Genomic DNA, 14,357 nt, shown 5'->3' on the forward strand with positions numbered 1-14,357 from the left:
CGGCGGCGCTGGCGCCGCCAGCGCGCGTGCCGGGCGCCACAGCGCGTTCGGGAGCCGGCTCGGCCGGCCGCGCCGCGCCCTCCAGCCGTTCGGCGAAAAAGCGCAGCACCGGGTCGAAATCGGGCTCGGCGCAAGCCAGGCGCATCAGCTCCAGCGCGAACGGATCCACGTCCAGCAGGCTGCGCATCAGGCCCAGCCGGTGCCCCAGGCGCAGCGCTTCTTCCAGCTGCGCGCGTGCACGCGGCGCGCGCCCGCAGCGATGCTCGACGATGGCCATCTGCAGCCGCAACTGAGCCGTCAGGCGCTGGTCGCCGCGCGTGACGGCGAGATTGACCAGGGGCGCCAGCCGGGTGGCGGCATGCTCCAGGTCGCCATGCGCCAGGTCCCATAGCACTTGGGCGCGCTGCGCCATCAGCGCCACCTCGCCAGAGGCACCGCGCTCGGCACGCGGATGCTTGCGGTGCAACGCCTCCATTCGCCCGCGCAGCGCATCAGCCGCTTCGAAGTCCTGCAACTCCAGGCGGCGCTGGATCTGCGCATGCAGGCTATGCGCCAGCAGCCGGTCCAACCCCAGCTGCTGCGCATGGTCCTCCAACCGCTCCAGGTAGGCAAAGGATTCGAGCCGGCGCCCTTCCAGCCAGTGCGCGCTGGCAAGAACCGTCATCACGCGCAGCATGGAGTCGGGGATGGACAAGCGTTCCAGCACCTCCACCCGCGCTTCCAGCAGGCGCAGCACGCCGGCCATGTCGCCGCGCTCGTAGAAGGCCTCGCCCAGCAGCGCGGCGGCCATGCAGGCGGGCTCGACGAAGGCGCGGCCGCGCGATTCGGACTCATGCAGCACCTCGCCGTAGACGCGCTCGGCCTGGGCGATGTGGCCTTCCAGCGCATGGCTCAGTCCCACCAGGCAGCGGCCCTGCAGGCTGCCCGAGGCGGTGCCCAGCAGCGGCACGCCGTCGACCAGAAGCGGCGGCGTGTTTGCCTGCACCTGCCGGGCGCGCTCGTACTCGCCCAGCTGCAGGTAGATCCACGACAGCAGGTTGACGCGGCCGCCCAGTGAAAAGGCCTCGACCGTGTCCGGAATGGCCAGCAGTTGCGGCAGCAACGCGGTGGCAGCCTCGCTGTCGTCGCGCTGCACGGCCAGGGTGGCGCGCATCAGCGTGAGGATGTGGCGCTGGCGTGGCAGCAGCTCGCCGCTGCGCGCCAGCAAGCACTCGATGATCTGGGCGCACGCCTGCATCTCGCGCGCGGCCATGAGCAGGCGCAGGCTCCACAGCTGCAGGTCCACGTGGGACTCGATCTGCGCTTGCGGCAGCTGGCGCAACAGGCCGAACAGGCGCCGCAGCTCGCCGCGCGCCGACAGCGGCTGCGCCGCCTGCTCCACGCGGGCGGCGGCGGTCTCGGTCTCACCGGCCAGCAGCGCATGTTCCACCGCTTCGTCCAGATAGCCGTGGGCATCGAACCAACGGAAGGCCGCCAGGTGCAGTGCGCGCCGCTCGTCTTCGGACCGCTGGTCGAAGCGCAGGCGCAGGGTCTCGCGCAGCAGCGGGTGCAAACGGTACCAGCTCTCGCCCTGCTTGCTTTGCACCTGTGCAACGAAGAGGTCGTCGGCCACCAGGCGTTGCAGCAGACTCGCAGCCTCGGCATCGGCGCCAGTGCGGCCGGTAAGGGCAGCGCACAGCGCGGGGCCGAAACGGTTGCAGATGGACGCGCCTACCAGCAGTTCCAACTCGGTCGGCGCCAATTGCGCGATCACTTCGTGTTCGAAGTAGTCGGCGAAGCCGCGCGCGTCCTGCAATTGCGCGCGCGCCAGTTCCAGCGGCGCCGCGGCGCCCCGGCCGCCGCGCTCCTGGCGCTTCTTCCAGTCCACCGACAGCAGTTGCAGGCCGGCGGCCCAGCCGTCAGTCAGCTCGTGCAGCAGTTGCGCGTCGCGCTCGCCGATGCCGGCGGCGTGTGCTTGCAGGAAAGCAAGCGACTCCTCGGGCGTGAAGCGCATCTCGCGCATGTCCAGTTCCAGCACCAGGCCCTGTGCGCGCAGCCGCGCCAGCGACAACGGCGGCGTGCCGCGCGAAGCCAGCACCAGGTGCAGGTTGGGTGGCGAAAAGTCCAGCATCCACTGCAGCGCCGACAGGGCCGCGCGCGAACCCAGGTGGTGCAGGTCGTCGAGCATCAGCACCACCTCGCGCGGATGGGCAGAAATGCCGCGCACCAGCGCCACGATGGCGCGCTCGGCGCTGTCGGCATCCGCGCCGGGGTCGGTCAGCAGGCTGGCCTCGCGCGTCATGGCAGGGTCGATCTGCGCGAGGCTCGCCAGCAGGCAATCGAGCAGGCGCGTGAGGTCATCGTCGCGCTCCGACAGGCTCAGCCACGCCACGTCGAAGCCCAGCGGCAGCAATGCCTGGCGCCAGGCGATCAGCAGCGTGGTCTTGCCGCAGCCGCCCTGCCCCTGCAGCACTACGCAGCGCTTGCGCCGCGCCTCCAGCAATTGCGCAATGAGCCGCTCGCGCCCGGCGATGCGGCGCGGCGCCTTGGGCGGCACCAGCTTCGTATCGAGCAGGCGGTCGGCGACCGCGCTGCGCGGTGGCTGGAGGGATTTGGAAGAGGCCATGGAAACGGGCAATCAGTGCTCGGCGATGCCCGCCGGGCCTGCGGCATTGTGCGGCAGCAGGCGCCGCCTTGCAGTCGGGACGCACCCGATGCGCAGCCTGCTCGCATGCATCACACCCACGCGGCCACCCGCCTACCCGCAATGGGTAGGGCGCAAAAAGCCCCTCGCGAATAACTTTGAGCCATCGACAGCCACCCCAACCTAAGGAGTCCCACCATGGAGGTCCAGCGCAGCGTCTACCGCGAAGACCACGAGATGTTTCGCACCACGGCACGCCGCTTCATCGAGCGCGAATGCGTGCCCCACACCGACGCCTGGGCCCAAGCCGGCAAGGTGGATCGCGAGCTGTGGCGCAAGGCCGGCCGCGAAGGCCTGCTGTGCCCCATGCTGCCCACCGAATACGGCGGCGGCGGCGGCGACTTCGGCCATGCAGCGGTGCTGTCCGAAGAGATGGCGCGCGCTGGCGTGACCGGCCCAACCTTCGGCATGCACTCGGACATCATCGCCCCCTACATCCAGCGCCTGGGCACGGAAGAGCAGAAGCAGAAGTGGCTGCCGCGCTGCGCCAGCGGCGAGACCATCCTGGCCATTGCCATGACCGAGCCGGGTACCGGCAGCGACCTCAAGGGCGTACGCACCACCGCCGTGCGCGAGGGCGACGAATACGTCATCAACGGCAGCAAGACCTTCATCAGCAACGGCCTGATGGCAGACCTGATCGTGGTGGTGTGCAAGACCGACCCCAAGGGCAGCGGCTCCAAGGCGATGAGCCTGATCCTGGTGGAAGCCGACCGGGCCGGGTTCCGGCGCGGCCGCAAACTGAACAAGGTGGGTCAGCCCGCGCAGGACACGGCCGAGCTCTTCTTCGACAACGTCCGCGTGCCGGTGAGCAACCGGTTGGGCGGTGAAGGCGAAGGCATGTACGCGCTGATGCACGAGTTGCCGCAGGAGCGCTTTCTGATCGCGCTGGGCGCGGCCACGCAACTGGAAACCTGCCTGCAGCACACGCTCGACTACGTGAAGGACCGGCGCGTGTTCGGCCAGACCGTGTGGGACTTCCAGAACACCAAGTTCAAGTTGGCTGACATCAAGGCGCAGGCGGTGGCCGTGCGCACCATGGTCGACTACTACCTGGGCGAGCACATGCGCCGCCGCCTCACGCTGGAAGAGGCGGCCATCGCCAAGCTCTTTTCCACCGAGACGCTGGGCCGCGCCATCGACGAGATGGTGCAGCTGCACGGCGGCTACGGCTACATGCTCGAGTACCCCATTGCCCGCGCCTTCGTCGACATGCGCGTCACGCGCATCTACGGCGGCACCAGCGAGGTCCAGCGCGAGCTCATCGCCCGCAAGCTCTGATTCCACCTTCCCCAAAAAACAAGGAGACCCTTCCAATGACCCGCAATGTGTTCGTCGCCGGCGTCGGCATGATCAAGTTCAAGAAGCCCGGTGCCAGCGAGCCCTACGACGTGATGGGCGAGCAGGCCATCCGCCTCGCGCTGCAGGATGCCGGCATCGACTACGGCGAAGTGCAGCAGGCCTATGCCGGCTACGTGTACGGCGACTCCACCTCGGGCCAGAAGGCGCTGTATCGCGTGGGCATGACCGGCATTCCGGTCATCAACGTGAACAACAACTGCGCCACCGGCTCCACTGCGCTGTATCTGGCGCGCCAGGCTGTGCAAAGCGGCGCCGTGGACGTGGCGCTGGCGGTGGGCTTCGAGCAGATGAGCCCCGGCGCGCTCAAGTCGGTGTGGACCGACCGCGCATCGGCGCTGGAGCGCGCGCTCGACCTCACCGACGAGCTGGTGGGTCAGCCGGAAATTCCGGCGGCGATTCGCCAGTTCGCGGGGGCCGGCCTGTCGCACATGCAGAAGTACGGTACCAAGCTGGAGACCTTCGCCAAGATCCGCGCCAAGGCCAGCCGCCATGCCGCGCGCAACCCGCTGGCGGTGTTCCGCGACGAAGTGACGGCCGAGGAAGTGCTGGCCACGCCCTGGCTGTGGGAAAACGTGCTGACGCGCCTGATGGCCTGCCCGCCCACCTGCGGCGGCGCTGCCGCGGTGCTGGTGTCGGAAAGCTATGCGAAGAAGCACGGGCTGCGCACCGACGTCTTCATTGCCGGCCAGTCGATGAGCACCGACACGCCCAGCACCTACGACTCGCGCGACATGATCCGCGTGGTGGGCTTCGACATGACGCGCGACGCCTCGCGCCTGGCCTACGAGCAGGCCGGCGTGGGCCCTCAGGACGTGGATGTGATCGAGCTGCACGACTGCTTCGCGCAGAACGAGCTGATCACCTACGAAGGCCTGGGCCTGGCGCCCGAGGGCGAAGGCCCCAAGCTGGTGGACGACGGCGACAACACCTATGGCGGCAAGTGGGTGGTCAACCCCTCAGGCGGCCTCTTGTCCAAGGGCCACCCGCTGGGCGCCACGGGTCTGGCGCAGTGCTACGAGCTCACGCACCAGCTGCGCGGCACCGCCGAGCAGCGCCAGGTGGGAGGCGCGCGCATCGCGCTGCAGCACAACCTGGGCCTGGGCGGCGCGGGCGTGGTCACCATCTACCAGAAGGCCTGAGGCCCACAACCTCAAGGAGCAATTCAGATGCTGGACCCCAAGCACATCGGGCTGAAGCTGCCCGCCTTCCAGGCCACGGCTGAGGCGGGACGGCTGCGATTCTTCGCGCAGGCCATTGGCGAAACCAACCCGATCTACATCGACGAATCGGCCGCGCGCGATGCGGGTCACCCGGGCCTGCCGCTGCCGCCCACCTTCCTGTTCTCGCTGGAACTGGAAAGCCCCAGCTCGGCCTGGCGCGACGACATCGGCATTCGCATCGAACGCATCCTGCACGGCGAGCAGACGTTTGCGTATCACCGCATGGCATACGCGGGCGACACCTTCACTTTCGAAGGCCGCATCACCGACATCTACAGCAAGAAGGGCGGCGCGCTGAGCTTCGTGGTGAAGGAATCGCGCGTGACCAACCAGCGCGGCGAGCACGTGGCCGACCTGCGCAGCGTGATCGTGCACAAGAACTAGAGCCGAAAGACCATCACATGAACACCACGCTTCAAGTGGGCGACAGCCTGCCGCCCCTGGCCCTGCCGCCAGTCGACCGCACCATGCTGGCGCTGTTTGCCGGCGCCTCGGGCGACCACAACCGCGTTCACATCGACATCGACTTCGTCCGCGCTGCCGGCATGCCCGACGTGTTCGCGCACGGCATGTTGTCGATGGCCTGGCTGGGCCGCCTGCTCACGCAGTGGGTGGACCAGCGGCGCATTCGCAGCTTCGGCGTGCGCTTTACCGGCATCACCCACCTGGGCCACCGCATCACCTGCAGCGGCAAGGTGGTCGAAATCGTCGAGGTGCAGGGCGAACGCCGCGCCAAGGTGCAGATCCAGACCACCAATCAATACGGGGAACAGAAGATCGTCGGCGACGCCGAGATCGCGCTCTGACAGCCCGCCCACACATCACTTTCATTGCACCCAAGGAGACATTGACATGGCAGGAAAACTCGAAGGCAAGGTCGCCCTCGTCACCGGCTCGGGCCGCGGCATTGGCCAGGCCATTGCCCTCAAGCTCGCCAGCGAAGGCGCACGCATCGTCGTCAACGACCTGGACGCCGACCCCGCGCAGGAAACTGTGGAGATCATCAAGAAGGCCGGAGGCGAGGCCGTGGCCTGCGCCGGCAGCGTGAGTGCGCCGGACTTCGCCGAGCGCTACATCAAGACCGCCGTCGACACCTACAAGGGCATCGACATCATCGTCAATAACGCCGGCTTCACCTGGGACGACGTGATCCAGAAGATGACGGACGAGCAGTGGTACGCCATCATCGACTGCCACATGACCGCGCCCTTCCGCATCCTGCGCGCGGCCTACCCCGTCATCAAGGCTCAGGCGCTGACCGATGCCGAGGCGGATCGCGAGGTGTTCCGCAAGGTGGTCAACATCTCCTCGGTGTCGGCCCTGAACGGCAACGCCGGGCAGATGAACTACTCGTCGGCAAAGGCCGGTGTGATCGGCATGACGCGCGCGCTCAGCCGCGAGTGGGGCCGCTTCAAGGTCAACGTGAACGCGGTGGCCTTCGGCCTGATCCACACGCGCATGACCAACGCCGATGCGCATGCTGGCGCCACGGTGAAGATCGACGGACGCGACATCCGCGTGGGCCTGAACCCCGAGCTCTTGAAGATGCACGCCAAGACCAACCCGCTGGGCCGGGGCGGCACGCCCGAGGAAGCAGCCGGCGCCGTGTACCTGTTCTGCACGCCCGAGTCCAACTACATCACCGGCCAGACCATCGCGGTGGCAGGCTCGCCCCAGTAAGGCAAGCGAAAAGCGGCGGCCCGCGCCTCGCGCGCGGCGCCATGCCGGGCAAGGAGACAAGCGCGATGAACGCGAACGACATTCTGATGATGAAGCAAGGGCTGGTGCGCCACGCCGACGGCGTGTACACCGTGGGCGGCCAGGGCAACTCCCTGGTGGTGGACCTGGGCGAGGGCCTGCTGCTGGTGGACGCCGGACCAGGGGGCGCCATCACACGGCGGATGATTGCGCAGGTGCGCGAGGCCCTGGACAAGCCGGTGCTGCACATCGTCTATAGCCATGGCCACATGGGCTACAACAACGGCGTGTCGCTGTGGCTGGAAAATGCCGCCGCGCGCGGCGAACCGGTGCCGCAGGTGCTGGCGCACGAGCGCGTGGCGCATCGCTACGGCCGCTACCGCGAAACCGCTGGCCTGCAGGCCTACACCAACACCCGCCAGTTCCGCACCCCTTACCCGGCGCAGCCGCCGGCGCACTGGTTCCGTCTGCCCGACCGCAGCTACGCTGAGCGCCTGTTGATCGTGGGCCGCGACCGCGGCGTGGAGCTGTTGCACGCCCCCGGTGAAACGGACGATGGCACCGCCGTGTGGATACCGGATTCGCGCACGCTCTACGGCTCCAACGCCTTCATCAAGGCCTGCCCCAACTCGGGCTCGCCCTACCGCATCCAGCGCGACGTGCTGCGCTGGGCACGAACGCTGGAGATGTTTCTGGCGCTGAAGCCGGCAGTTCTCATTCCCGAATTCGGCAAGCCGCTGGTGGTCGACGACGAGATTCGCGACGCGCTGAACACACCGGCGCAGGCCATGCGCTACCTGCACGTGGAAGTCGTGCGCCGCATGAATGCCGGCATGGGCGAGCTGGACATCGTGCATGACGTGTCGCTGCCGCCCGAGCTCTTCAACGGGCCCTTCATGAAGCCGGTGTACGGCTGCGCCGAATACATGATCCGCGACATCTGGCGCAGCGAGAACGGCTGGTGGAACCGCAACGCCACCGACCTGCACCCGGCAGCGCCGGCCGACGCCGCCCGCGCCGTGCACGCGGCCCTGCCCGATGCGCAGCGCGTGCTGGCTCATGCGCAGCAGCTGGCCGACACAGGCCAGACGCAACTTGCCCTGCACGTGGTGGACTTGCTGGCCCTGGCACCAGGCGACGAGGTGCCGCTGCGCGCCGCGCGCGAACTCAAGGCCCGCCTGTGCCGCGAACGCGCCGCGCAGCAAAGCTCGGTGGTCTCGCGGCACCTGTACCTGAGTTCCGCCGACGATCTGCTGGGCCAGCCCATCGGCGGCACCGAAGCACGCAAGGAGGAAACACCATGGGCATGAACGCCATCGCCTCGGCCGATGAAGGCGCGACCCCACAAGCCAAGTCCAAACCCGCCGCAAGCAGCGGCACCGGCGTTCTCGCGGGTGCGCAGCGCATGCGCGACCTGGTGCCCGGCGTGCATACCCTCGGCGGCCAAGGCAACACGCTGGCCCTCGAGACCGCGCGCGGCGTGGTGGTTGTGGACGCCGGCCCCGGCGGGCCGGTCACGCGCGGCATGATCGCGCACCTGCGCACCATCACCGAACAGCGCGTACTGGCCATCGTCTACAGCCACGGCCACGGCGGCTATAACGCGGGCGTGCCGCTGTGGCTTCAGGACGCGGCCGAGCGCAACGAACCACCGCCCTTGCTGATAGCGCAGCGCAACCTCGCGCGGCGCTACCGGCGCTACCTGGAAACCGCTGGCCTTCAGGCCTGGCTGAACAGCCGACAGTTCCGCCGCCCGCTGCCGCCCGCCACGGCGGCCGAGTTGCCGATGCCGCACATGAGCTTCGACGACACGCTGCTCATCGACGGCGGCGACCGCCAGGTGGAGCTTATCGCCGCACCCTCGGAAACCGACGACGCACTGGCCGTGTGGCTGCCCGCCGAGCGCTTCCTGTACGGCGGCCCGTCCATGATCCGCAGCATTCCCAACATCGGGACGCCGCTGCGCACGCTGCGCGACCCAATGCGCTGGGCCGCCACGCTGGAGCGTCTGCACGCGCTGCGCCCGGCCATGGTGCTGCCCGAGTTCGGCCGGCCCATCACCGAAGCGCAGGAGATCGAAGAGGCCTTCCAGATGCCGATCCGCGCCCTGCACTATCTGCGCGGCGCCGTGGTGCAGCGCATGAACGCAGGCATGAGCGAGCGCGAGATCCTGGCCGACATGCACTACCCGCCTGAGCTCTTCGGCCACAAGTTCATGCGCCCTATCTACGGCAGCCCCGACTACATCGTGCGCGACATCTGGCGCAGCGAAAACGGCTGGTGGGACCGCAACCCCACGAACCTGCATCCCGCGCCACCAGCCGAGGCCGCGCGCGCTGTGTTCGAAGCCCTGGGCGACCCCGCCGCCGTGCTGGCCCATGCGCAGGCTCTGGCCGATGCTCGCCAGACCCAGCTGGCCCTGCACGTGGTCGACCTGCTGGCCGACGCCGACCCGCAGCAGCCGGTGGTGGCAGCGGCGCGCGAACTCAAGGCCAGCCTGTGCGAGGCGCGCTCGCTGCAATGCAGCTCGGTCGTGTCGCGTCAGATCCTGCGCAGTTGCGCCGAGGACCTGCGCGGGCAGCCGATCGGTGCCACCCGGGCGCAGGACCCGCCCTCGGACTTCTCGTGGGACTGACGATGACCACGGCACCTCCCATCACGCTGCACCGCGGCCCCGGCGATGGCCTGTCGCTACACTACGCCGCGTGCGGCGAGCGCGGCCGGCCGCTCATCGTCTTCCTGCACGGCTTTCCGGAATGCTGGTGGGCCTGGGAGCCCTACCTGCGCGAGTTCGGCCGCGACCATTTCGCCATCGCACCGGACACGCGCGGCATCAACCTGTCGGACAAGCCCGCCGAGCTGCGCGACTACCGCGCGCCGCGCGTGGCGCAGGACATCGTGGCCCTGGCCGAATTGCTGGGCTACCAAGACTTTCTTCTGGTGGGGCACGACTGGGGCGCCTCCATTGCCTACTCGCTGGTGCTGGCGCACCCGCAGCGGGTTCGGCGCCTGGCCATTCTCAATGGCGTGCATCCGGCCGTGTTCGCACGCGAGCTGGCGCAATCGCCAGCGCAACGCAACGCCAGCGACTACATCAACCTGTTTCGCCAACCAGATGCGGCGCAGCTGCTGACTCGCGATGGTTGCGCCTACCTGCTGGACATGTTCGCCGACGAACCCGGCGGCGCCCTGCCTGCCTGGCTCGACGACGAGGTGCAGGGCCGATACCTCGCCGCGTGGTCGCAGCCCGGTGCTGTGAATGGCGGCCTGAACTACTACCGCGCCTCGCCTCTGCACCCCGCCCAGTCCGATCCGCGGGCTGCCTTCCTGGCCGAGCCGGAGAAGCTGCGCGTGCCCATGCCTACGCTGGTGCTGTGGGGCGAGCGCGACCGCTACCTGCTGCCCGGCTGCATCGACAGGCTGGAGGCCTTCGTGCCTCAGCTGCGAGTGCATCGCCAGCCGCACTGCACGCACTGGATCGCGCACGAGGAACCTGCATGGGTGATGCGCCGCCTGCGCGAGCACTTCGCCTGAACGCGCATCACGAAAGCAAGAGCACATGAACACACCCCAACAACTCTTCGGCCTGCAAGGCCGCGTGGCCCTGGTCACCGGCGGCAGCCGCGGCCTGGGCCTGGAAATCGCCTCTGGCCTGGCTGCCATGGGCGCGCGCCTGGCCATCTCGGCGCGCAAGCCCGACGACCTGGCCGCCGCCCGCGAGCAGTTGCAGGCCCAGGGCGCCGAAGTGCTGACGGTGGCCAACGACCTGGCTGCGCCCGAAGGCCCGCGCGAGCTGGCCGATGCCGTGCTGGCTCACTACGGCGCGGTGGACGTGCTGGTCAACAACGCCGGGCGCGGCTGGGCCGAGCCGGCCGAGCAGATGCCGCCCGAACGGCTGCGCCAGCTGATGCGCCTGAACGCCGAGGCACCTTTCGAACTCGGCGCGGAGTTGGCACGACGCAGCATGATCCCGCGCGGGTGGGGCCGCGTGATCAATGTGGCTTCCATCCTGGGCCTGCGCACCCGTATGCCCGTCGGCGGCCGACCGCCCATGGCGGCGTATGCCACCAGCAAGGCGGCAGCGGTGCACATGACGCGCGCTCTGGCAGCCGAGTGGGGCCGCTACGGCATCACCGTCAACGCCATCGCGCCAGGGCCTTTTCCTTCTCGCATGAACAGCTCGCTGGGCACGGTGGAGGCCGACTTCGTTTCGCGCACGCCAACCGGGCGCCTGGGCCGCGAGGGCGATCTGAAGGCCGCCGCCATCTTCTTCGCATCCGATGCCGCAGCGCACGTCACGGGCCAGGTGCTGGCTGTCGATGGCGGCATGTCGCTAGTGATGTAAGCGCTGCTATTGGATTTCCGTATGCACACCAATGCAACTTCCTACGCCGAACGCCTGCGGTCCTTCATGGATCAGCACATCTACCCGAACGAGGAGCGCTTCTTCCGCGAGACCGAGGAACTCGGCCCCTGGGCCGTCCAGCCGGTGGTGCTGGAACTGCAGGCCCAGGCCCGTGACGCCGGGCTGTGGAACCTCTTCATGCCCGACACGCGCTTCGGTGCCGGCCTGGACAACCGCGCCTACGCGCCGCTGTGCGAGATCATGGGCCGCTCGCACCTGGCGCCGGAAGTCTTCAACTGCAACGCGCCCGACACTGGCAACATGGAGGTGCTGGCGCGTTACGGCACGCCGGGGCAGCAGCAGCAATGGTTGATGCCGCTGCTGCGCGGCGAGATCCGATCCTGCTTCGCCATGACCGAGCCGCAGGTGGCTTCCAGCGACGCCACCAACATCGAGTCCTCGATCGTGCGCGACGGCGACGACTACGTGATCAACGGGCGGAAGTGGTACACCACGGGCGCGACCGATCCGCGTTGCCGCATCGCCATCTTCATGGGCAAGAGCGCGCCGGAACACCCGGACCGGCATCGACAGCAGTCCATGGTCCTCGTGCCCATGGACACCCCTGGCGTGAAGGTGCTGCGGCCGCTGCCGGTATTCGGCTTCTACGGAGTGCCTGACCGCGCCTCGGAGGTGCTGTTCGAGAACGTGCGCGTGCCAGCGGCCAACATGCTGCTGGGCGAAGGCCGGGGCTTCGAGATGGCGCAGGGCCGCCTAGGTCCGGGGCGCATCCACCACTGCATGCGCCTGGTCGGCCTGGCCGAGCGCGCGCTGGAGCGCATGTGCCGCCGCTCGCGCGAGCGCGTCGCCTTCGGCAAGCCGGTAGCCGAGCAAGGCGTGACGCTGGAGCGCATTGCGCAATCGCGCATCCTGATCGATCAGGCGCGGCTGCTCACGCTCGATGCCGCCCGCGTGATGGACGAACAGGGCAACAAGGCCGCCAAGGTGCAAATCGCGATGATCAAGGTGGCGGCCCCAGCCATGGCCTGCCAGGTGATCGACTGGGCCATCCAGGCGCACGGCGGCGGCGGCACCGGCAACGACTTCGGACTGGCGCGCAGCTACGCCACCGCACGCCTGCTGCGCCTGGCCGACGGGCCCGACGAAGTGCATCGCAACCAGTTGGCCAAACTGGAGCTGGCCAAGTACGCCGGCTGAGCCGGCACTTGAGGGCTACCCGTGCGGCACAACGCTGCGCGACGAGATCATGCGGGCCAGGCCGTGTCCCGCAGGTCATGGCTTGCCACTTTGAACGCGGCCACACCCACGGTTAGTGCGGCGGCAGCCTGCACGCGGTCAGGATTGCCGTTGAAGCTCAGAGTGGGGGAATCCCGCCCTCCCCGGATAGGGTGGGCATTGCGAGGAGGGGGCCAGCTAACTTCACTGCGTTCTCGCAACCACCACAGAGCTCATCCCCTCATGAAAAGATCCCTCATCGCGCTGGCCGCATTGGCAACTTGCGGCGCGGCGTCTGCGCAATCCTCCGTCACGCTCTTCGGAGTTCTGGACGCAGCTGTCAGCTACTACGAGCAAACCAGCAAGTTCGACAGCAAAGGCGTGCCCAGCACAACACCACGCCCCGACCTCAAGCAAAGCCAATGGGCGCTGTCCAACAGCAACCTTGCCGGCTCCCGAATCGGGTTTCGCGGCCAGGAAGACCTGGGTGGAGGCCTTTCCGCCGGCTTCTGGCTCGAAGCGACGCTTTGGAACGATTCAGGAATCGCTGGTCGCGGGCCACTGCTCTTCGATCGTCGCTCGACTGTGAGCCTGTCCGGGCGGTTCGGTGAGGTGCGCCTGGGCCGTGACTACACCCCGACGTTCTGGAACGATGCCATCTTCGACCCGTTTACCACTTCCGGTGTCGGAACAAGTCTGATCGCCCAGACCCTGGGGGGCGCCCTGCCAACGTTGACGCTCAATCGTGGCAACTACGCGCGCAAGAGCAACTCGGTGGGCTACTTCCTGCCGGCAAGCCTTGGCGGTTTCTACGGCCAGGCGATGTACGCGTTCAACGAGAACGTTCAATCGGATGCCATCCAGAACGACCCTGCTGCCTCCAACAATTCACGAACGGCACGCTACGTAGGCGGGCGCTTCGGATATGCCAACGGCGCGGTGGATGTCGCAGCGGCCTATGGAGTTAGCACCATCGGCGACAACTACGTCTTCGGTTTCACCACCAACGTCAACACCTTCAACCTGGGCGCGTCTTACGACTTCGGTCCTGTCAAGCTGTACGGCGAGTACTCGCAGGTCGATGTCAAGACGGACTTCGCCAATCAGGCGCGCTTTCCGTTCACGCCGACGCTGACGCCCCAACGAGATGTGGACAGCACGAACTTCCTGGTCGGCGTCAGCGTCCCGGTGGGCCCGGGCATGATCAAGGCGTCGTACGCGCAGGTGAAGGCGAAGTACTCCAGTTTCACGCAGACAGGGACGGTGCCATTGGCAACGTCCGAGCCGCAGGCCGACAAGTTCGCCTTGGGCTATGTGTACAACCTGTCCAGGCGAACAGCGCTCTATTCGACCTTCGCCTATACGAAGAACAAGAATGGAGCGGCCGTCGGCGTGGTCAACGTCTCCTCGGCGGATGTCACCCCTGGCTACACGAACATCGTCAACTCGTCAGCGCCCGGCTATCGTGCCGACAAGGGCTACGGGTACGACTTCGGCATTCGTCACTCGTTCTAGTGCATCGCGCAGCCGGTCCCATCCAGCTATGCTGGGCCGGCTGGCGGGCGCTATGCTCGGCGCCTAGCCTCGCATGGCAGGTGTTTTCCAAGCGAAAGTGAGCTGCGGGATTGAGGGATTGAGGCAAGAATTCAACGCGCTCGCTGCGGGGAGCTAGCTTCCTACCGCCTCGAAGAGATTGCCGTCGCTTCACGCAGCGTGAAGATCTCAGAATCGACGACCGATTCCAAGGTGTTGGCAGACATAGATCCCTTGCGCGCCGCCGCCATTCCGGCTCCGAAGGCTAGCGAGTGGCTGC

The 14,357-nt window shown here is 67.8% G+C and carries 12 protein-coding genes; 11 read left to right on the plus strand and 1 reads right to left on the minus strand.

The features are described from left to right. Positions 1 to 2,605, minus strand: a 2,605-nt coding sequence (locus VSO01S_RS07890; RefSeq protein WP_068641261.1) for a winged helix-turn-helix domain-containing protein, incomplete at its 3' end; no start/stop codon positions are given. Positions 2,606 to 2,821: 216 nt separating this feature from the next. On the opposite strand from VSO01S_RS07890, the gene VSO01S_RS07895 reads away from it, so the two are divergent. The 11 genes from VSO01S_RS07895 (at position 2,822) to VSO01S_RS07945 (ending at position 14,059) form a co-directional block, all read left to right on the plus strand. After that, complete coding sequence (locus VSO01S_RS07895) at positions 2,822 to 3,964, plus strand: acyl-CoA dehydrogenase family protein (protein WP_068641262.1); 1,143 nt, start codon at positions 2,822 to 2,824, stop codon at positions 3,962 to 3,964. A gap of 35 nt (positions 3,965 to 3,999) precedes the next feature. After that, complete coding sequence (locus VSO01S_RS07900) at positions 4,000 to 5,184, plus strand: lipid-transfer protein (RefSeq protein ID WP_068641263.1); 1,185 nt, start codon at positions 4,000 to 4,002, stop codon at positions 5,182 to 5,184. A 27-nt stretch (positions 5,185 to 5,211) separates the two neighbouring features. After that, positions 5,212 to 5,649 (plus strand): MaoC family dehydratase N-terminal domain-containing protein, encoded by a 438-nt coding sequence (locus VSO01S_RS07905; RefSeq protein WP_068641264.1) that lies wholly within the window; start codon positions 5,212 to 5,214, stop codon positions 5,647 to 5,649. Between the two features lie 17 nt (positions 5,650 to 5,666). Next, positions 5,667 to 6,071, plus strand: a complete 405-nt coding sequence (locus VSO01S_RS07910) for a MaoC family dehydratase (RefSeq protein WP_068641265.1) — start codon at positions 5,667 to 5,669, stop codon at positions 6,069 to 6,071. A 46-nt stretch (positions 6,072 to 6,117) separates the two neighbouring features. Then, a complete protein-coding gene (locus VSO01S_RS07915) occupies positions 6,118 to 6,945 on the plus strand; it encodes an SDR family NAD(P)-dependent oxidoreductase (protein WP_068641266.1) in 828 nt (275 codons plus the stop codon). A 65-nt stretch (positions 6,946 to 7,010) separates the two neighbouring features. Beyond that, positions 7,011 to 8,273: an alkyl sulfatase dimerization domain-containing protein gene (locus VSO01S_RS07920; protein ID WP_068641267.1), complete on the plus strand. Its 1,263-nt coding sequence runs from the start codon at positions 7,011 to 7,013 to the stop codon at positions 8,271 to 8,273. Beyond that, positions 8,264 to 9,598 carry an alkyl sulfatase dimerization domain-containing protein gene (locus VSO01S_RS07925; RefSeq protein ID WP_306301705.1) on the plus strand — a complete coding sequence of 445 codons (1,335 nt, stop codon included), beginning with the start codon at positions 8,264 to 8,266 and terminating at the stop codon, positions 9,596 to 9,598. The genes VSO01S_RS07920 and VSO01S_RS07925 overlap by 10 nt, the downstream gene beginning before the upstream one ends. A 2-nt stretch (positions 9,599 to 9,600) precedes the next feature. Then, positions 9,601 to 10,497, plus strand: a complete 897-nt coding sequence (locus VSO01S_RS07930; RefSeq protein ID WP_068641268.1) for an alpha/beta fold hydrolase — start codon at positions 9,601 to 9,603, stop codon at positions 10,495 to 10,497. 25 nt (positions 10,498 to 10,522) lie between these two features. Continuing rightward, positions 10,523 to 11,308: an SDR family oxidoreductase gene (locus tag VSO01S_RS07935; protein ID WP_068641269.1), complete on the plus strand. Its 786-nt coding sequence runs from the start codon at positions 10,523 to 10,525 to the stop codon at positions 11,306 to 11,308. Positions 11,309 to 11,329: 21 nt separating this feature from the next. Further along, a complete protein-coding gene (locus tag VSO01S_RS07940; protein ID WP_068641270.1) occupies positions 11,330 to 12,526 on the plus strand; it encodes an acyl-CoA dehydrogenase family protein in 1,197 nt (398 codons plus the stop codon). A 261-nt stretch (positions 12,527 to 12,787) separates the two neighbouring features. Then, positions 12,788 to 14,059 (plus strand): porin, encoded by a 1,272-nt coding sequence (locus tag VSO01S_RS07945; protein WP_068641271.1) that lies wholly within the window; start codon positions 12,788 to 12,790, stop codon positions 14,057 to 14,059. Positions 14,060 to 14,357 lie beyond the last annotated feature (298 nt).

Source organism: Variovorax soli NBRC 106424 (assembly GCF_001591385.1).
GTDB classification, from domain to species: Bacteria; Pseudomonadota; Gammaproteobacteria; order Burkholderiales; family Burkholderiaceae_C; genus Variovorax; species Variovorax soli.

Coding starts and splice junctions, on each gene's coding strand:
- VSO01S_RS07895 (WP_068641262.1), top strand. CDS start 2,822: ATGGAGGTCCAGCGCAGCGTCTACCGCGAAGACCACGAGATGTTTCGC.
- VSO01S_RS07900 (WP_068641263.1), top strand. CDS start 4,000: ATGACCCGCAATGTGTTCGTCGCCGGCGTCGGCATGATCAAGTTCAAG.
- VSO01S_RS07905 (WP_068641264.1), top strand. CDS start 5,212: ATGCTGGACCCCAAGCACATCGGGCTGAAGCTGCCCGCCTTCCAGGCC.
- VSO01S_RS07910 (WP_068641265.1), top strand. CDS start 5,667: ATGAACACCACGCTTCAAGTGGGCGACAGCCTGCCGCCCCTGGCCCTG.
- VSO01S_RS07915 (WP_068641266.1), top strand. CDS start 6,118: ATGGCAGGAAAACTCGAAGGCAAGGTCGCCCTCGTCACCGGCTCGGGC.
- VSO01S_RS07920 (WP_068641267.1), top strand. CDS start 7,011: ATGAACGCGAACGACATTCTGATGATGAAGCAAGGGCTGGTGCGCCAC.
- VSO01S_RS07925 (WP_306301705.1), top strand. CDS start 8,264: ATGGGCATGAACGCCATCGCCTCGGCCGATGAAGGCGCGACCCCACAA.
- VSO01S_RS07930 (WP_068641268.1), top strand. CDS start 9,601: ATGACCACGGCACCTCCCATCACGCTGCACCGCGGCCCCGGCGATGGC.
- VSO01S_RS07935 (WP_068641269.1), top strand. CDS start 10,523: ATGAACACACCCCAACAACTCTTCGGCCTGCAAGGCCGCGTGGCCCTG.
- VSO01S_RS07940 (WP_068641270.1), top strand. CDS start 11,330: ATGCACACCAATGCAACTTCCTACGCCGAACGCCTGCGGTCCTTCATG.
- VSO01S_RS07945 (WP_068641271.1), top strand. CDS start 12,788: ATGAAAAGATCCCTCATCGCGCTGGCCGCATTGGCAACTTGCGGCGCG.